The sequence below is a fragment of the Vibrio pectenicida genome (assembly GCA_024347015.1).
In the GTDB taxonomy this organism is placed as follows: domain Bacteria; phylum Pseudomonadota; class Gammaproteobacteria; order Enterobacterales; family Vibrionaceae; genus Vibrio; species Vibrio pectenicida.
In genome coordinates this window covers 13547-32585 of the sequence record AP024889.1, presented here as the reverse complement: position 1 = coordinate 32585, position 19039 = coordinate 13547, and the positions used below count along the sequence as shown (strand labels likewise).

The following is a 19039-nucleotide window of genomic DNA, read 5'->3' as shown; positions in this document are numbered from 1 at the left end:
ATGGTCAACTTTCGTCCCATATTATTCGTCATCGGGTTGGTTTTATCCAAACTAGCTTTGTTTATGTATGTCCCAACACTGGTATCATTCTTTACAGGCACCTCAGGGTTTATCGAATTTGGTCAGGCAGTCATCATTACCCACATTGCCGCTTTTACCTGCTTAACCATTGGTCGAACAAGAAGCTTCAAGCTCAGTGCTCGAGATATGTTCCTGATCACCAGTCTAGTTTGGACTGTGGCCAGCGCCTTCGCAGCCCTACCTTTTGTTTTTATAAACCATATTAGCTTTACCGATGCTTACTTTGAGACCATGTCAGGTATCACCACAACCGGTTCAACGGTTCTCAGTGGACTCGATGACATGGCACCAAGTATTTTGCTGTGGCGCTCCATATTGCAGTGGCTTGGAGGTATTGGCTTCATTGTTATGGCGGTTGCTGTACTCCCCATGCTTAACGTCGGTGGTATGAAACTATTCCATACCGAGTCTTCTGATTGGTCAGATAAAAGCAGCCCTCGCGCAAAAACCGTTGCTAAAAACATCATGCTGGTTTATTTGAGCTTAACTGGTCTATGTATGGTGGGTTATCTTCTTACTGGTATGAACTTGTTTGAAGCCATTAATCACTCTTTCACCACTCTTTCAACTGGTGGTTATTCAACCTCTGATGGTTCAATGAACCACTTCTCAAGTGGCTCACACTGGATAGCCACCTTATTTATGTTTCTTGGTGGCTTACCTTTCCTCCTGTTTATTGCAGCGCTTCGTAAACGAAGAATAGATCAACTCTTTAATGATGCTCAGGTCAAAGGCTTCACATATCTCTTTCTCAGTGCCAGTTTAATCATTTCAGGCTGGCTAGTCATTCGTGATGGCTACAACATTTTAGACGCATTACGTGTCTCGATGTTTAATATTGTTTCCATCTTAACTACCACAGGTTTTGGCTTGGAAGACTTTACCGCTTGGGGGGCTTTACCAACGACTTTGTTTGCGTTTTTGATGATGGCAGGAGCTTGTTCTGGTTCCACCTCTGGGGGAATTAAAATTTTTCGCTTTCAAATAGCGATAACTCTACTCAATAAACAAATGATGAAGCTCATTCACCCTTCAGGTGTATTTGTTCAACGTTATAATCAAAGGCCCGTTAATGATGACATTGTTCGCTCAGTTGTCGCATTTGTACTGATGTTTTTCGTCACCATCATTTTCATAGCTGGTTGCCTAAGCGCCTTGGGCCTAGATCCTATCACTAGCATTTCTGGTTCAATTACCGCCGTGGCTAATGTCGGCCCAGGCATGGGGGATATTATCGGTCCAACGGGTAACTTTGCTCCTCTTCCAGACATGGCAAAATGGCTACTAAGTTTTGGCATGCTGATGGGACGACTTGAAATACTCACTTTGTTGGTATTATTTTTTCCAGCATTTTGGAAACGCTAAGGATACAGAATGTATAGATTTTTAGGGCTATTTGCCTTACTCGCCGCATCGACTACTATAGCAAGCCAAACGGTCACTTTAGATGATGGCCGCCAAGTCATATTGAATGATAATTTTACTTGGCAGTATATGACTGACACATCCTCTGCACAAACAGAAGTTACGACCACAGAAAGAGCTCAGCTAGCATCTATACCACTTATAAGCAAAACCGTGGGTAGTATGGTGACGCTAGATAGCATGCGTCCAACTATGCAATTATCTAATTCTGGAGTTGATGTTCTACTTGGAGTGCCGAGCTACGATAATGAAAAGCTAATAATTCCGACTTCGATAACAAATCAAAACCTAAACTCAGTCATACTCGTGGAAGCTGAAATTGAAGTATCAACAGCCAGCAAAGAAGTCTTATCTAAGAAACATATAAAAATATGGCAGTCGATCAAACGCATGCCTGATACTTACCTTCGCCCTCAGCAAATGGAGCAAGGTAAAAATATAGAATTAGAAGTTATTGAACAAGAACAGTATTTTGTTACAGCGAGAATTACCAGCCTGATCACTCGCTAAACGGGAGCTACGTACAGGTAAATCGCAAAAAAATGACAAGCGCAACCAGCCAAAACAAAACCATGCCAAATCGCATGATTAAATGGAATCCGCTTCGCAACATAAAAAATCACACCAAGTGAATAAATTATTCCACCCGCTGCTAAAAGGACTAAACCACCAATTTCTAGGTTAAGTGCTAATTGATAAATTACTACCAAAGAAAGCCAGCCCATCATTAAATAGGTTATCAGTGATAACTTTTCAAAGCGATAAACAAATGCCAATTTCATAATCACCCCCATAAGGGCCAATACCCAAATAACAATCATTAATCCAATTGCGAGAGGAGTCCTCAAGCTCACCAAAAGAAAGGGCGTATAACTACCAGCAATCAAGAGATAAATTGCACAGTGGTCAAATGTTTTTAGTGCTTTTTTGGCTTTCTGAGAGGGAATAGCATGGTAGAGCGTGGAAGCAAGAAACAACACTATTATACTAGCACCATAAATGCTCATACTAGTAATAGTGAGAATATCGGCATTATGATCGACAGCCTTTATCAATAGTAAAATCAAGCCAACAATTCCCAGCAGCATTCCAAAGCCATGGGTCAGTGTATTTGCCAACTCTTCTTTAACGCTATATAAGGAACTAGGTTGGGTTGTCATAATCAATCATTTTTTGGAATAATTACTCAAAAGTATGACACATTGAGCTTATAAGCATAAGCTAAATATGATCTTATCAGGTCACAGTAAGCTTTACTCACACTTAACTAAGACCATCTCCTCTCACATAATTGACGTAAAATCAAACAAACATAATCGATCACATATCGACCAATTACAAAGATAGTGCTAGTCTAATCATTGATATAGATAATTTATATCATACTCCCTGATTAGTTACTTGGAATGGCACAGGCCAGAAGAGTGCCTTACGGAAGTTAAGTGTAACTCATAGCTAATTAGGCCATAAAGTTTGGCAATGGATATGTCTGACAGTTAGGTTAATCAATGCGACCGACAGTAGTCAGGTGTTCGCACACCAACCGTGCGATGCGTCGCCGTAGTGGCTTTGTTAAAACACCAGCGACACACAATCTCGCGCCCGGAATGACTTTAGTAGAGAAGACGGCATTAATGACGTCAACTCCAGCCAAAGTTACCAAGGCGGCATAGGTAAAAAGCGCAGTATAGACTGCGCTTTTTCTTTGTTGCATGTTTCACTTGCTATCGATTTAATTCTTGGCACTTTAGAACCTCATTTGATACATTTAACTCCATACCATCACTAAAAGTATGGAATTAACAATGAAATGCCATCGCATTGAAGAGTTACTAGAGTTATTAGAGCCAGAGTGGAACAGGGAGCAGCAGCTGAACTTACTCCCTTTTATTATTCAACTAGCACAAGAAGCAGGGTATCAAGGTCCAATAGAAGAACTTACTGATGATGTGCTTATTTATCACCTTAAAATGCGTAACAGTCCTACAAATGAGATGATTCCGGGCTTAAGAAAAGACCAAGAATCAGACTTTAAGTCAGCATTATTAAAGGCTCGTGGCGTTATAGATTAACACCTTCCCACCAAGCTTATCTGAAAATATTTTTTATATATAAATCATAAGGGTGTGGAAACTGTTAAGTCTTTTTTTATAAGAATGTACCGCTCTTTGTTGCTAAAGGTTGATAGCGCTAAAGAAATAAAAGTATTGCCGCGTATATAATCATCGTCAAATAAGACAATACTTAAAAAGGATTGTCGATAGAGCGAGAACAAAAAAGAAGTCTCGCCTTTAGCCCAAGAAGGAAGCGTTATGAGTCAGGACAAAATTAAAGTGAAAGACGTGACTCCCAAAACCTTTAACCCTAAAACTCATAAAACCAAAGGGGACAGGTTTAACCCAAGCAATCGTATTTACGTGCGTGAGAGTAAGGGACAATTTCAGCAACTACGTCGCTACGGAGGCTGGTTTTTGCTAGTTCTCTTTACCATGTTACCGTGGATTCCCTATGGAGAACGACAAGCCATATTACTGGATATTAGCAACCAACAGTTTAACTTCTTTGGTACAACTCTCTTTCCACAAGACTTAACCTTACTAGCGCTATTGTTCGTTATTTCTGCCTTTGGGCTATTTTTTATCACTACATTTTTGGGCCGTGTCTGGTGTGGCTATCTTTGCCCTCAAACTGTATGGACTTTTATGTACATATGGTTCGAAGAGAAATTTGAAGGTAGTGCAAATAAACGCCGAAAACAAGACTCTAGTAAGCTAACAGGCAATCTCATAATGCGCAAAACCGCGAAACATCTAGCGTGGCTAGTAATCGCATTAGCTACGGGGTTTACCTTTGTCGGTTATTTTGTACCAATACGCGATCTAGTTGTGAATTTCTTTACTTGGGATTCAAGTTTCTGGCCCGTATTTTGGATTTTATTCTTTGCTGGCTGCACTTATGGCAATGCAGGCTGGATGCGTTCAATTATGTGCATTCATATATGCCCGTATGCTCGCTTCCAATCAGCAATGTTTGACAAAGATACATTTATAGTTGGGTACGATGTTAAGCGTGGGGAATCGCGCGGAGCACGCTCACGTAAAGCCGATCCCAAAGAGCTTGGGTTGGGTGATTGTGTTGACTGTAATTTATGCGTTCAGGTGTGCCCTACCGGAATCGATATCCGTGACGGCTTACAGTACGAGTGTATAAATTGTGGCGCTTGTATTGATGCTTGTGATCACACTATGGATCGAATGGGCTATGAGAAAGGCTTGATCAGTTACACCACAGAACATCGATTGTCAGGAAAACACACCAAAGTAATGAGACCAAAGTTGCTCGGCTACGGTGTTATTCTTTTGGTAATGATAGGTTTGTTTTTTGTGCAAATTGCTGCTGTAGATCCAGCAGGCCTTAGCGTACTTCGAGATCGTAACCAATTATTTAGGGTGAATGGGCTTGGCGAAATCGAAAATACATACACTCTGAAAATAATAAACAAAACACAGCAAGAACAACACTATAAACTCGACGTAGTCGGCTTGCCTAGTTCCTCTTGGTATGGAAAACAAACCATTAATGTATTACCCGGTGAGGTCTTAAGCCTACCGATGAGTTTGGGGGTGCAACCAGACAATCTTAATTCTGCTATCGTAACCATAGAATTTACCCTCTCAGACAACCATGATTTTACTATATCGGTAGAAAGTCGATTCATTAAAAAGCTTTAGTACTTATCTGAGGCTAATTTAAAAGGGCTCCACGCAAGAGCCTTTTTTATAGCAAGAAGTAATCGCTGATATTCGCCCTACGCACATCAATGTCTTAGTTTGATCGCTATCTTTATCGATCAAAGTATGTATCTGAAATTTACACCGTGATGTATATTATCCCCCAATGACGTCATATAGCTTTTATTACAAGCCATTGTACTTGCCGTAACCTATTAGCAACGGATCCTTTAATCTATGACACAACAAGCTTTTAATTTTAACGCTTTAACTCCAGACTTCATGTGGTACGCCATAGAAAGTATTGGAATCCGTGCAGAGTCAGGTTTCTTACCGCTCAATAGTTATGAAAACCGCGTATATCAGTTTACCGATGAACAACACCACCGATATGTAGTTAAGTTTTATCGACCAGAACGCTGGAGTTTATTGCAAATCCAAGAAGAACATGATTTTACATTGGAGTTAGTCGAAGCTGATATCCCCGTAGCCCCACCAATAAAAATCCAAGGACAAACTTTACATAAATATCAAGGTTACCTCTTTGCTCTTTTTACAAGCGTCGGAGGGAGGCAATTTGAGGTCGACAACCTAAAACAACTCGAAGGAGTAGGACGATTTCTTGGTCGAATCCATCAAGTTGGTTCTAAAGCACCATTTCAACACAGACCCACCATTAGTCTAGATGAATACTTATACCAACCACGTAAAGTGCTTGAACAAGCGCAATTTATTCCCACTCACTTGGAAGCTGCATTTTTCAATGATTTAGATTTGTTAATTAAATCTATTAAGCAACACTGGCAAGAGTCTTACCCAGTCATTCGCCTCCATGGTGACTGCCACCCTGGCAATATTTTGTGGCGTAATGGCCCTATGTTTGTTGATCTCGATGATTCTCGTAACGGCCCTGCCATTCAAGATTTATGGATGATGCTAAGTGGTGAGCGTTCTGAAAAACTCACGCAGCTGGACATTATCTTGGAAGCATATCAAGAATTTAACGACTTTGACGCTAACGAATTGAAACTAATTGAACCTTTACGTGGTCTACGCATGGTGCATTATATGGCATGGCTAACCAAAAGATGGCAAGACCCTGCCTTTCCTATCGCCTTCCCTTGGTTCAATGATGCAAAATACTGGGAAAGCCAAGTACTTGCTTTCAAAGAACAAATATCGGCACTAAGTGAGCCACCGCTGTCACTTATGCCACAGTGGTAAGAAGCTAAAATAACCAACATGGAGTCAACAATGAAAAAGCTGTTTGCACTTGTCGCAACCGTTATGCTGAGCCTTTCAGTAAATGCTGCCCAATTCAAAGAAGGAGAACACTACAAAATCCTTGAACTTGAGGCTTCCAAAAAGCCTACTGTCACTGAATTCTTTTCCTTCTTTTGTCCACATTGCAACACCTTTGAGCCCATTATTCAGCAGCTAAAAGCCCAGCTCCCTGAGGATGCAAAATTTCAAAAAGTTCACGTGTCTTTTATGGGTGGCAGTATGGGTGAACCTATGAGTAAGGCCTACGCAACGATGGTCGCGCTAAAAGCTGAAAGTAAGATGATGCCGGTAATGTTCAATCGCATCCACAAGATGCGTAAACCACCACAAAGCGAACAAGAGCTGCGCCAAATTTTTCTAGATGAAGGTATTGATGCCAAAAAATTCGACGCTGCATTCAACGGTTTTGCGGTCGATTCCATGGTGCGTCGTTTTGATAAACAATTCAAACAAAGTGGCCTGTCAGGGGTACCCGCAGTGATTGTTAACGACAAATATCTTGTTGAAGCACAAGGCATTAAAACCATAGATGAGTATTTCGAGTTAGTTAACTTCCTACTTACTAAGAAGTAATCACCCTGAATTAAAGCAGCAAAGGAAACTATCCCTTTGTTGCTCTCATATTTTGCTACTTACCTTGATGGATTTTCTTAAGCCTCTCATCCTTCTCTTGCCAGACCCCACCAAGCCAACGCTGAAATTGACGCTTATATGGCTTGTCGTTAAAATAGTCACCTCGCAAAGCTCCATCTACTGGCAATATTTGGCTACGCACAACCACTTTTGTCATGCGCCCTGATAACAAATCCCGAAATGGACTCTTACTGTTACGCGGATAAGCCAAAGTTACATCTATAATATTATCAAACTGCTCCCCCATTGCAGCTAATGTATAAGCAATACCCCCACTTTTAGGTTGCAGCAAATAGTGATAACCCGCTTGACCTATTTTTTGCTTCTGCATGGTAAAACGTGTTCCTTCAACATAATTCACTACTGTTGTCGGTGTATGCTTAAATCTAGCGCAGGAACGGCGAGTAGTCTCCAAATCTTGGCCACGCTTTTCCGGGTGACGAATCAGATATTCTCTAGAATAGCGGCGCATAAAAGGCATATCCAAGGCCCAACAAGCCATGCCGATAAATGGTACATATAACAACTGTTGCTTAAGAAAGAATTTTGGCATAGGGATACGATCTTTAAACACACAACATAAAACCACAATATCGGTCCAGCTTAAGTGATTGCTAATTAATAAATACCAACCATCTTTACGCAAACCATCGTCCACCTCTACATCCCATTCGATACAATTGGAAACGGTTAAAATACAAGAGTTAATTGTTGCCCATAACCACATCACTCGATTAGCCATCGCGGTCGCTTTTGCTTTCAGCCGACTGGTTGGTAAAATGATTTTAATCAATGCAATAACGCATATTGCAATAGAACAAAACGCAGAGTTCAGTATGACTAAGGTGGTATTCAATACAAGAAGTAGGTATGCAAACATAGCGCTAAATAATTATGAGATCTCGAATAGAGTTTAAATACTTCATCTGCTGAAGAAGAAGACAGTGTGTGATTATACAAGGCCAAAGTCATATTGAAATCGATATGACAGAGTTTTGTACTCTCTCTGACTCAGGTCAGACAAGTTCTGCGAAAATACTTCCAAATATTAACCAACGACCAATAAATAAATGACAAGGAAATCACCCAATGAAAACCAAACTCTCACTGTTAGCTCTTGCGCTTATCACGTCTTCCGTCCAAGCGCAGCTTGAAGAGCACTCTGGATTTAGTGGAGAGTTCGCACTCAGTGCAGGCTTTGCATCAACAACTTCTAATCTCAATACCAATGGTGATAAGATCATTACCGATGTCAACCAAAAGGCTACCGAAGATAGTGGCGGACTAGCACTACCACTTGGCTCGTTGGCCTATACCTTTGGTTCAAGCTCAAACAAACAGTTCTATGTTGGTACATCTCGTGAAGATATCGCTGTTGGCAATCTAATTCTTGAGATTGGCTATAAACAAGAGTTAGATTCAGGAACTATAGTTGATGCCTCATTTCTGCCAACTCTTATGCCTGGCGAAGCTTGGGCTGATCCTTTTTTAACTAACCAAGAGCGCCAAACTACAGACGAAAAAGGTAAGGCGTTTCGTCTTAAATTCAATAAAATAATGGGTTCTAGATTTAGCTTAGATACTGCTTATGGTAATCGAGAAATAGAGAGCGAGCAATCTGGAACTTCATCAGGCCTAACACCTGAAGAAATAAACACCTTGCAGCGTGACTCTAAATCTATCTATATCAAAGGTGATTATAGGCAGCCATTAAGTAAAACATCCTTCATACAGCCCTCTCTCACCTATATCAAAACCGATGCTGATGGCGATGCTAACTCTTTAACTTCTGTTAGTGGTGAATTAACCTACCTTAGAATATTTGATAGACACCAGCTAGCACTAACTGCCGGCTATACCAACCGCTCTTTCGATGGTACCAACCCTATCTATGGTAAAGTTCGTGACGAAGACGAGTTGAACTTGTTCGCCGCATACGAATATAAGAACTTTATGGGTTGGAAAAACTGGTCTCTCATTTCTCTTTCAGGTTATACAGAGTCAGATTCAAACATTGATTTCTACGATACAAAGCAGTACTTGTTCACTGTGGGTATGAACTACAAGTTCTAAACAAGCTGGCCCACAATATGTGGGCCATTATACCGCCTGAGCATTCAATTGTTTAAGCAAGCGATCCATTGCTCTATAACCAAGTGCTTCAGCAATGTGGTGCCGAGCAATACGCTCTTTCCCATCAAGATCGGCTATTGTTCGTGCTACTTTTATAATGCGATGATAGGCGCGTATCGATAACCCAAGTTGATGCAATGCAGTTTCTAAGAATTGCGCGTCTTGTTTTTCAAGTGGGCAATACTGCTCCATCTCTCGACTTCCTAGTAATGCGTTAACTTTGCCCGATCTCTCAAGCATATAGTTCCTTGCACTTGCGACTCTTATTCTAACTGTTTGTGTTGGTTCTCCACGCTCTCCCCCTTCCGATAGAGTTCCTTTAGGTAACCCGGGGATTTCTATCGACATGTCAAAGCGGTCTAATAAAGGACCAGAAAGTCGACTGAGGTAGCGCAAAATAATTTGCGGATTAGCTCTAGAATGATTACCTTCATAATACCCTGTTGGGCTAGGATTTAAGGCTCCAACTAACTGAAATCTAGCTGGAAATCGAGTTTTACCTTGAGCTCTCGAAATAATAATTTCTCCCGACTCCAAAGGCTCCCGCAATGAGTCCAATACTTTTCTTTCAAATTCTGGCATTTCATCTAAAAATAACAAACCATTGTGCGCCAAAGAAATTTCACCCGGCCTAGGAATCGTTCCTCCACCAACTAAAGCAGCCATGGAGCTTGAATGATGAGGCGCACGAAATGGACGCTTCTTCCAATTAAGCGCATGGATATCTTGCTGAGTCAGAGAAGCAACCGATGCGGTTTCCATTGCTTCTTCCTCTGTCATCTCTGGTAACAAGTCACATAGGCGTGAAGCCAGCATAGTTTTTCCAGTACCCGGTGGTCCTAAAAAGAGCAAGTTATGATTACCAGCGGCAGCAATCTCAAGTGCTCGCTTGCCCTGCTGTTGACCGATAATATCTTGCAGGTCACGGTCATGATCAATAGATTGAATGCAATCACTCGTCTGATATAAGGTCAGTTTTTGTTGGCCACAGATATCAGAACAAACTTCAAGTAAGCTATCAGCAGACTGGTGTACATCACGCCCCACTAATGCTGCTTGATCACCATTAAAATGAGGTACAACTAAGCTTCTTTGTACCCTATTAGCTGCTAACGCTGCGGGTAAAACACCCTTCACTTTACGAAGTTTTCCCGATAGTGCCAATTCACCTATAAACTCTCTGTTAGGTAAATCATTTGCAGGAATTTGATCAGAAGCTACCAAAATGCCAAGAGCGATTGGCAAATCAAAACGCCCTCCTTCTTTTGGCAAATCAGCGGGGGCTAAATTAACCGTGATTCGCTTTGCTGGAAATTCAAATCGGGAGTTAATTATCGCACTTCTCACCCTATCTCGTGATTCCTTTACCGTAGTTTCAGGTAAACCCACCAAGGTAAAGCCAGGCATGCCATTACTAATATGAACTTCCACCGTGACTAACGGGGCTTCTACACCGACCGATGCTCGGCTATAAATAATCGCAAGTCCCATACTCTATCTCACTCCCACAGTATTAATTTATCTATCTGATAATTCGTTTATTTTTTAGCAGACTTGTTATATAGCGCGCTGAGATAATGAAATAATATGAAAAAAGAATGAAATTTTGCTTGTCATGTAACAGAATTCTGTGTTAACACTAAGGGTGTAAACATTTAGTATCAAATTACATAAATAAAGTATTACAAAAACAGATGAATATTAACGCTCACATTAAAGTACTAATTAACCTGATTATCGTGGTCATTATTGATTCCGCGCGGGGGCTGGTGGGCAAAAAATAAACACCGATTTTTAAAAAAACCCCGCACTGAAAAGTCCGGGGTTTTTTTTTCAACTTAAATGCTGCTATCAGCAAGATATTAATCACAATTTAAATAAGTCAGAAATATTAGCTCGACCAATAACGAGCAGGAAGAATGAGGAACGCACATGAGGTGCAACACAACAAAAAACAACACGAAGCAAGATGGGGGCGCTCAATGACTGGTGCTGAATTAGTTGTATCGGCTCTTAAACAACAAGATATAAAAACAATATTTGGCTACCCAGGCGGGGCTATTATGCCAATTTATGATGCACTCTATGATGGTGGTGTTGAACATATACTTTGTCGTCATGAACAAGGTGCTGCAATGGCTGCAATTGGTATGGCGCGAGCCACCCAAGATGTTGCCGTGTGTATGGCCACTTCTGGGCCAGGCGCAACCAACCTAGTTACTGGCTTAGCTGATGCTTTAATGGACTCCATCCCTTTGGTTGCTATTACAGGTCAGGTAGCAAGTTCTCATATAGGTACAGATGCTTTTCAAGAGATGGATGTCATCGGTATGTCACTCTCTTGTACTAAACATAGCTATCTTGTCACAGATATAGAGGATCTCGCCCCAACACTCGCTGAAGCCTTTGAAGTTGCGAAAGCTGGCAGACCTGGCCCTGTGATTGTCGATATAGCAAAAGATGTGCAACTTGCACAAGCACCGGTTAGTATATTGCCTTCCCTCACTCCTCCGAACTCCCCTGAACCAAAAAAAGAAGCTATCATTACTGCCCAAGAGTTATTATCACAAAGCACACGACCAGTTCTCTACGTCGGTGGCGGTGTTCAACTTGGTAAAGCAACCAACGTCGTTCGTGAATTTTTGCACTTAAATCCGATGCCCTCAGTAAGCACATTAAAAGGGCTGGGGACCATAGAACGTCATGATCCTCATTATTTAGGCATGTTAGGGATGCACGGTACTAAAGCAGCTAATTTAGTGGTGCAGGAATGCGACTTATTAATTGCTGTCGGTGCTAGATTCGATGATCGAGTCACAGGTAAGCTTGAAACCTTTGCCCCTCAGGCTCGGGTAATACATATTGATATTGATGCGTCAGAGATCAATAAACTACGTCATGCTCATGCGCCTCTGCGTGGCGAAGTCAGGGAAACCCTTCCACAACTTGAGCTAACGCAAAACATAACTCCATGGGTCAAGCACAGTGAAAGTCTGCGCAGCGGTTTCAAGTGGCGATATGATCATCCAGGTGAACTCATATTCGCACCTAGCTTACTTAAGCAGTTATCAGACATGATGCCAGATAGCTCAATAGTTTCTACCGATGTAGGTCAACATCAAATGTGGGCGGCTCAACACATCCAACCTCGTGAACCACAAAACTTTATCACTTCTGCTGGCTTAGGCACCATGGGTTTTGGTCTACCTGCCGCAATGGGAGCAGCTGTCGCTCGGCCCGATGATCAGTCTATCCTTATTACAGGTGATGGATCTTTCATGATGAACATTCAAGAACTGGGCACACTCAAGCGTCGTCAAATACCTGTGAAAATTGTTCTATTGAATAATCAACGCCTTGGTATGGTTCGTCAGTGGCAATCGCTGTTTTTTGATGGCCGCCACAGTGAAACTATTTTGGATGACAATCCAGATTTCATCACTTTAGCAAAAGCGTTTGATATCCCTGGAAAAACGATTTCAACCAAATCAGAAGTTGAACCTGCAATTAAAGAAATGCTGGCAAGTGAGACATCATACTTACTCCATGTCATGATCGACGAAGAAGAAAACGTATGGCCACTAGTACCACCTGGTGCTTCAAATAATGATATGCTGGAGAACACGTAAAATGGAAAGATACTTAATCGATATAAAAGCAGACGATAAACCCGTTTTACTTGAACGCGTCCTCAGAGTTGTTCGTCACCGTGGCTTCATAGTAAAGCAAGTTGCAGGGACACAGAATCACGAAAGTAAGGTTGCCAGTGTTGAAATCATAGTTGATAGCGATAGGCCAATCTCTTTCTTGACTAATCAAATTGAAAAACTCTGGGATGTGCGTACTGTTGAGGTGACTCAAATTGCGAGCAATCAACTACCAAACAACAATCTTCAGCAAAAAGTTTGCGCATAAAGGAAGGCAAAGATGGCTACAAAAACAGCGGATTATATCTGGTTTAACGGTGAATTAGTTCCTTGGGGAGAGGCAAATGTTCACGTCTTAACTCATGCAATGCACTATGGCACTTCAGTATTTGAAGGGGTACGCTGTTACAACACTCCCAAAGGACCAATTATCTTCCGCCACCGCGAACATGCAAAAAGGCTTAAAGATTCTGCCAAAATTTACCGCTTCCCTATTCCATATACTGTAGATGAAATCATGGAAGCAACCCGTGAAACACTGCGTGAAAACAAACTTGATAGTGCTTATATTCGCCCGTTAGGTTTTGTTGGCAACGTGGGTCTTGGTGTTTGTCCACCTCAAGGTACTGCAATGGACTTAATCATTGCAGCTTTCCCTTGGGGCTCTTATTTAGGTGAAGAAGCGTTGGAAAACGGCGTTGATGCCATGATATCGAGTTGGAACCGAGCCGCACCTAATACCATTCCTACTGCAGCAAAAGCAGGCGGTAACTACCTATCTTCTTTGCTCGTTGGTGGAGAGGCTCGTCGTAACGGCTATGATGAAGGAATTGCTCTGAGCGTCGATGGCTATTTATCGGAAGGAGCTGGCGAGAACATTTTCATCGTCAAGAATGGTGTTATCACCACCCCCCCAGCAACCAGCGCTATCCTACCGGGCATCACTCGTGATTCAATCATGACACTCGCGCGAGATAGAGGCTACCAAGTCCAAGAAACTAACATTGCTCGCGAAGCACTTTATCTCGCAGACGAAGTATTTATGACGGGTACCGCAGCAGAGGTCGTTCCTGTTGCGACTATCGATAAAATGGAAATCGGCAGCGGTAAGCGCGGCCCAATAACAAAAGAGCTCCAAGAAGCTTACTTTGGACTTTTCAACGGCACCACAGAAGATAAGTGGGACTGGTTAGATTACGTCCACCCATAAGACACGGCAAATTAAGGAAGTAGTAGAATGCCTAAATACAGATCAGCAACCACCACTCACGGTCGCAACATGGCGGGTGCTCGTGCTCTATGGCGTGCAACTGGCGTAAAAGATGAAGACTTTGGTAAACCAATTATCGCAGTAGTGAACTCTTTCACCCAGTTTGTACCAGGTCACGTTCACCTTAAAGATATGGGCCAACTGGTCGCTGGTGAAATAGAGAAAGCTGGCGGTATCGCCAAAGAGTTTAATACTATTGCTGTGGATGATGGTATCGCCATGGGTCACGGTGGTATGTTGTATTCACTACCATCACGTGAACTGATTGCCGATTCAGTCGAATACATGGTTAATGCCCATTGTGCAGATGCCATGGTGTGTATATCAAACTGTGACAAAATTACTCCAGGAATGTTGATGGCCTCAATGCGGCTCAACATTCCTGTGATCTTTGTTTCAGGTGGCCCAATGGAAGCAGGTAAAACCAAGCTTTCAGATCAATTGATAAAACTCGATTTAGTCGACGCCATGATTCAAGGTGCAGATCCGAAAGTCTCTGACGAGCAAAGTGAACAGGTAGAACGCTCAGCCTGCCCAACATGTGGTTCATGCTCTGGTATGTTCACCGCCAACTCTATGAACTGTCTGACTGAAGCGCTTGGTTTGTCTCAACCAGGTAACGGCTCCATGCTCGCCACTCACGCTGATCGTGAAGCTTTATTTATTAATGCAGGCAAACGTATCGTTGAGCTTACGCGTCGCTACTACGAGCAAGACGATGAGTCAGCACTACCGCGCAACATTGCCAGTTTTGATGCGTTTGAAAATGCCATGGCGTTAGATATTGCTATGGGGGGCTCAACCAACACCATACTTCATTTAGTTGCCGCTGCGCAGGAAGGCGAAATCGACTTCGATATGGATGATATTGATCGCCTATCTCGACAAGTTCCGCATTTATGTAAAGTCGCGCCATCTACTCCTAAATATCACATGGAGGATGTCCACCGTGCTGGGGGGGTGATGGCCATTCTCGGTGAATTAGACCGAGCAGGCCTCTTACATAATGATACTCGCACTGTGCTTGGCCTTTCAATGAAAGAACAACTGGCCAGATATGACATAATACAAACTGAGGACGCTGACGTTCTGAAGTTTTTCCGAGCAGGTCCTGCGGGTATTCGTACCACCAAAGCTTTCTCTCAGGATTGTCGCTGGGATCGCCTCGATGATGACAGAGTTGCAGGTTGCATTAGAACAAAAGACAACGCCTTTAGCCAAGAGGGAGGGCTTGCGGTTCTATCGGGTAATATTGCTCTAGATGGCTGTATAGTTAAAACAGCTGGCGTCGATGAAAGCAATCTTAAATTCACTGGTCCAGCGATTGTGTTTGAGAGCCAAGAAGATGCCGTGGAAGGTATATTAGGCGGAAAAGTCAAAGCTGGCAACGTAGTCATAATTCGTTATGAAGGCCCCAAAGGCGGCCCAGGGATGCAAGAAATGCTGTATCCAACCACCTACCTCAAATCGATGGGCTTAGGCAAAGAGTGTGCTCTACTTACAGATGGCCGATTCTCTGGGGGCACATCGGGACTGTCTATTGGTCATGCCTCACCAGAAGCAGCCAATGGTGGTGCAATTGGTCTAGTCAAGCAAGGAGACATCATTGCGATTGACATTCCAAACCGCTCAATCTCTTTGCAAGTGTCAGATCAAGAGCTTATTGCTCGCCGCGCTAAACAAGACGAGCTGGGCTGGAAACCAGTTGATCGCCAACGCGAAGTTTCGTTTGCCCTCAAAGCATACGCTAGCATGGCGACTAGTGCTGACAAAGGTGCAGTACGAGACAAGTCTAAGCTTGAGGACTAGCTTATGACTGCTTGTGTATTTTCAGGGAAAAACCACCAGACTGGCGCAGATTACCTGCGCCAGATTTTAAGAGCACCAGTGTATGAAGTTGCCACCCTCACACCATTGCAAGTGATGCCACGTTTGAGTGAACGCATTGGCAATAATGTGCAAATTAAGCGTGAAGACCGCCAACCAGTCCACTCTTTTAAATTACGTGGCGCCTATAATATGGTTGCCAGTTTATCTGAAGAACAAAAAGCGGCTGGTGTGATCGCAGCCTCTGCGGGAAATCACGCTCAGGGATTGGCCTTATCAGGGACCAAGCTCGGTATAAAGACCACCATTGTGATGCCAAAAACAACACCAGATATCAAAGTTGATGCTGTAGGCAGCTTCGGTGGCCATGTGCTACTGCACGGTAACAACTTCGATGAGGCAAAAACTGAAGCAGAGCGTTTATCCCAGCAAAATGGTTATACCTTCGTTCCTCCTTTCGATCACCCTTTGGTGATAGCAGGTCAGGGAACGATTGGCATGGAGATGCTCCAGCAGAATGGTCATCTGGATCATATCTTTGTTCCTGTCGGTGGCGGTGGTTTAGCAGCAGGAGTGGCGGTATTGGTAAAACAGCTAATGCCTGAAATTAAAGTCATTGCAGTAGAGCCTGAAGATTCAGCGTGTCTTAAGGCTGCTCTAGATGCAGGTAAACCTGTAGTTCTGGATCAAGTCAGTATGTTTGCCGATGGGGTAGCTGTAAAACGCATCGGTGACGAGACATTCAGGCTCTGCCAGCAATATCTCGATGGACACATAAGTGTCTCCAGTGATGAGATTTGTGCTGCTGTCAAAGACATATTCGAAGATACTCGCGCCATAGCTGAACCTTCAGGCGCACTGGCGCTTGCAGGCTTAAAGAAGTATGCCGAGCAAAACCAACTGAAAGATAGCAACCTTGGTACAGTGTTGTCTGGAGCGAACACTAACTTCCATGGTCTGCGTTATGTTTCAGAACGTTGCGAACTAGGCGAAAAGCGCGAAGGTTTATTGGCAGTGACTATCCCAGAGCGCCAGGGTGCCTTCTTTGAGTTTTGCAACCTTATCGGTGGACGGGCAGTGACTGAGTTTAACTACCGCTATAACGACGACGCACTAGCAAATATATTCGTTGGCATACGCCTACAGGGTGGTCAAGAAGAACTGGTACATATCATTCACGATTTACGCGAAGGGGGTTACCCTGTTGTCGATCTATCAGATGATGAAATGGCTAAGTTGCACATTCGATATATGATTGGAGGCAAACCATCAAGGCAGATCAAAGAGCGCCTGTACAGCTTCGAGTTTCCTGAATACCCAGGCGCACTTGTTAAGTTCCTTAGCACCCTTGGTACTCACTGGAACATCAGCTTATTTAATTATCGTAACCATGGTGCTGACTATGGCCGAGTACTGTGCGGTTTTGAACTTGATGAGTCAGATCTATCACGCTTTTCCACTCACTTGAGAGAGCTTGGCTATCAGTGCAAGGATGAAACCGATAACCCATCCTATAAATTTTTTCTTTCAGCATAAAAAATAGAGTTAGGGCTGAAAGCCATCTGCCCTAACTCTATGAATTATCAACAAAGTATCTCACAATATAATTTACCGTGCCTCCTTTATAAGCACACTCTAAAACGGTAACACGACTGAAAACCCCTAAACCCGCTTTTGCTGCCAGATTACTGGCAAACCCTTTTTTATAAGGAACTCAAAATACTCGATATATTAACAATATACGCCCAGAGAAGCGTCATACCTTAACCTACCTCAATAACACGCTCAGAATACTAAAGTTTCATTTCAGTCATACTCGATTTAGATCTAAACTCACAGTCCGGTATAAGCCCTTTCCTAATTGTGGAGACCATTTATGTTTAGTGCACTCATTTTAAGACAAGAACAAAACCAAACTCTCGCTGGTATTGAGCAAACTGATGAAAGCCAATTGCCAGAAGGTGATATATTAATTGATGTCGATTACTCCTCTCTCAATTATAAAGATGGCTTAGCAATCACTGGAAAAGGTAAAATCATCCGTAATTTCCCTATGGTGCCTGGTATCGATCTCGCCGGCACTGTCTCTCACTCGGATGATGAACGCTACCAAGTCGGAGATAATGTAGTATTGACTGGTTGGGGGGTGGGTGAACATCACTGGGGTGGCATGGCACAGCGCGCTCGTCTTAATGCAGACTGGCTAGTCCCTTTACCCAGCGGACTAAGTAGTAAACAAGCCATGATGATTGGTACCGCTGGCTTAACAGCGATGCTGTGTGTTCAGGCTTTAATCGATGCAGGCATTGAGCCAGAGTCAGGACAAATTCTCATCACTGGAGCAAGTGGAGGTGTAGGGTCTGTGGCTATTACTCTATTGGCTCAACTTGGCTATCAAGTCACTGCTGTCACAGGCCGAATTGAACAAAATAGTCCTCTACTCGAAAAGCTCGGAGCTAAGCGCGTCATCGATCGCATTGAATTTGAGCAACCAGCACGTCCACTTGAAAAACAGCTATGGGCGGGTGCTATAGATACTGTTGGCAGCAAAGTTTTAGCCAAGGTCTTATCGCAGATGGATTATAACAGCGCTGTAGCGATATGTGGTCTTGCCGGTGGGTTCGACTTACCCACTTCAGTTATGCCCTTTATTCTGCGTAATGTACGCCTACAGGGCGTAGATTCGGTTATGTGTCCTACAGAAAAACGCATAGAAGCTTGGAACAAATTAATGACATTATTACCGCAAACCTACTTCGACCAAGCATGTACCGAGATAACACTGGATGAGGCGCTAAAATACGCACAGGACATCACCAACGGACAAATCACCGGCCGAGTGGTGATTAAACTATAATGCGACAAAAAGCCATGGGTCAGCTTTGATTAAGTTGACTCTACTTACGCCACTCAATCTAAGTTTAATACTTAACCCACCAAATGTGGAACGATAGGCTTTTAATTGATTTTATATAAATAACTGAATATTAGATAAAAAAATCCCGCCT

At 42.9% G+C, this 19039-nt stretch carries 17 protein-coding genes; 14 read left to right on the top strand and 3 right to left on the bottom strand.

What is annotated here, in order from left to right; genetic code table 11:
* Together OCV27_RS00145 and OCV27_RS00140 are read left to right on the top strand one after the other, a co-directional pair.
* Entirely contained in the window at positions 1 to 1446 is a 1446-nt protein-coding gene (locus OCV27_RS00145; RefSeq protein WP_125319596.1) for a TrkH family potassium uptake protein, read from the top strand.
* 9 nt (positions 1447 to 1455) lie between these two features.
* Positions 1456 to 2016, top strand: a complete 561-nt coding sequence (locus tag OCV27_RS00140) for a DUF3157 family protein (protein WP_125319595.1) — start codon at positions 1456 to 1458, stop codon at positions 2014 to 2016.
* On the opposite strand, the gene trhA is transcribed toward OCV27_RS00140, so the two are convergent.
* Complete coding sequence (gene trhA / locus OCV27_RS00135; RefSeq protein ID WP_125319594.1) at positions 2013 to 2666, bottom strand: PAQR family membrane homeostasis protein TrhA; 654 nt, start codon at positions 2664 to 2666, stop codon at positions 2013 to 2015. The two genes, OCV27_RS00140 and trhA, sit on opposite strands and share 4 nt — an antisense overlap.
* Before the next feature lie 348 nt (positions 2667 to 3014).
* Here trhA and OCV27_RS00130 point away from each other — a divergent pair, with 348 nt between their 5' ends.
* The 5 genes from OCV27_RS00130 (at position 3015) to OCV27_RS00110 (ending at position 7094) form a co-directional block, all read left to right on the top strand.
* Entirely contained in the window at positions 3015 to 3179 is a 165-nt protein-coding gene (locus OCV27_RS00130) for a hypothetical protein (protein ID WP_171360819.1), read from the top strand.
* Positions 3180 to 3311: 132 nt separating this feature from the next.
* Positions 3312 to 3578, top strand: coding sequence for a YihD family protein (locus OCV27_RS00125; RefSeq protein ID WP_125319593.1), 267 nt, complete (start codon positions 3312 to 3314; stop codon positions 3576 to 3578).
* Between the two features lie 240 nt (positions 3579 to 3818).
* The gene (ccoG, locus tag OCV27_RS00120) at positions 3819 to 5237 is read left to right on the top strand and encodes a cytochrome c oxidase accessory protein CcoG (RefSeq protein WP_125319592.1); all 1419 of its coding nucleotides are present in this window, start codon (positions 3819 to 3821) and stop codon (positions 5235 to 5237) included.
* Positions 5238 to 5474: 237 nt separating this feature from the next.
* The gene (locus OCV27_RS00115; protein WP_125319591.1) at positions 5475 to 6461 is read left to right on the top strand and encodes a serine/threonine protein kinase; all 987 of its coding nucleotides are present in this window, start codon (positions 5475 to 5477) and stop codon (positions 6459 to 6461) included.
* Positions 6462 to 6491: 30 nt separating this feature from the next.
* Positions 6492 to 7094 carry a thiol:disulfide interchange protein DsbA/DsbL gene (locus OCV27_RS00110; RefSeq protein ID WP_125319590.1) on the top strand — a complete coding sequence of 201 codons (603 nt, stop codon included), beginning with the start codon at positions 6492 to 6494 and terminating at the stop codon, positions 7092 to 7094.
* A gap of 55 nt (positions 7095 to 7149) precedes the next feature.
* Here the strand turns inward: OCV27_RS00110 and OCV27_RS00105 are convergent, their stop codons facing one another.
* Positions 7150 to 8034 carry an acyltransferase gene (locus OCV27_RS00105; protein WP_125319589.1) on the bottom strand — a complete coding sequence of 295 codons (885 nt, stop codon included), beginning with the start codon at positions 8032 to 8034 and terminating at the stop codon, positions 7150 to 7152.
* A 209-nt stretch (positions 8035 to 8243) separates the two neighbouring features.
* Between OCV27_RS00105 and OCV27_RS00100 the strand changes: the two genes are divergently transcribed.
* Entirely contained in the window at positions 8244 to 9227 is a 984-nt protein-coding gene (locus tag OCV27_RS00100; RefSeq protein ID WP_125319588.1) for a DUF2860 domain-containing protein, read from the top strand.
* A 27-nt stretch (positions 9228 to 9254) separates the two neighbouring features.
* On the opposite strand, the gene OCV27_RS00095 is transcribed toward OCV27_RS00100, so the two are convergent.
* Positions 9255 to 10778, bottom strand: a complete 1524-nt coding sequence (locus tag OCV27_RS00095) for a YifB family Mg chelatase-like AAA ATPase (RefSeq protein ID WP_125319587.1) — start codon at positions 10776 to 10778, stop codon at positions 9255 to 9257.
* 491 nt (positions 10779 to 11269) lie between these two features.
* Between OCV27_RS00095 and ilvG the strand changes: the two genes are divergently transcribed.
* From ilvG to acuI, 6 genes are all read left to right on the top strand, one after another.
* Complete coding sequence (ilvG, locus tag OCV27_RS00090; RefSeq protein ID WP_125319612.1) at positions 11270 to 12916, top strand: acetolactate synthase 2 catalytic subunit; 1647 nt, start codon at positions 11270 to 11272, stop codon at positions 12914 to 12916.
* A gap of 1 nt (position 12917) precedes the next feature.
* Positions 12918 to 13202: an acetolactate synthase 2 small subunit gene (ilvM, locus tag OCV27_RS00085; RefSeq protein ID WP_125319586.1), complete on the top strand. Its 285-nt coding sequence runs from the start codon at positions 12918 to 12920 to the stop codon at positions 13200 to 13202.
* Between the two features lie 12 nt (positions 13203 to 13214).
* Complete coding sequence (locus OCV27_RS00080) at positions 13215 to 14144, top strand: branched-chain amino acid transaminase (RefSeq protein WP_125319585.1); 930 nt, start codon at positions 13215 to 13217, stop codon at positions 14142 to 14144.
* A gap of 27 nt (positions 14145 to 14171) precedes the next feature.
* On the top strand, positions 14172 to 16013 hold the full coding sequence (ilvD, locus tag OCV27_RS00075; RefSeq protein ID WP_125319584.1) for a dihydroxy-acid dehydratase: 1842 nt from the start codon (positions 14172 to 14174) through the stop codon (positions 16011 to 16013).
* A gap of 3 nt (positions 16014 to 16016) precedes the next feature.
* Entirely contained in the window at positions 16017 to 17567 is a 1551-nt protein-coding gene (gene ilvA, locus OCV27_RS00070) for a threonine ammonia-lyase, biosynthetic (RefSeq protein ID WP_125319583.1), read from the top strand.
* 340 nt (positions 17568 to 17907) lie between these two features.
* Positions 17908 to 18888, top strand: coding sequence for an acrylyl-CoA reductase (NADPH) (gene acuI / locus OCV27_RS00065; RefSeq protein WP_125319582.1), 981 nt, complete (start codon positions 17908 to 17910; stop codon positions 18886 to 18888).
* Positions 18889 to 19039 lie beyond the last annotated feature (151 nt).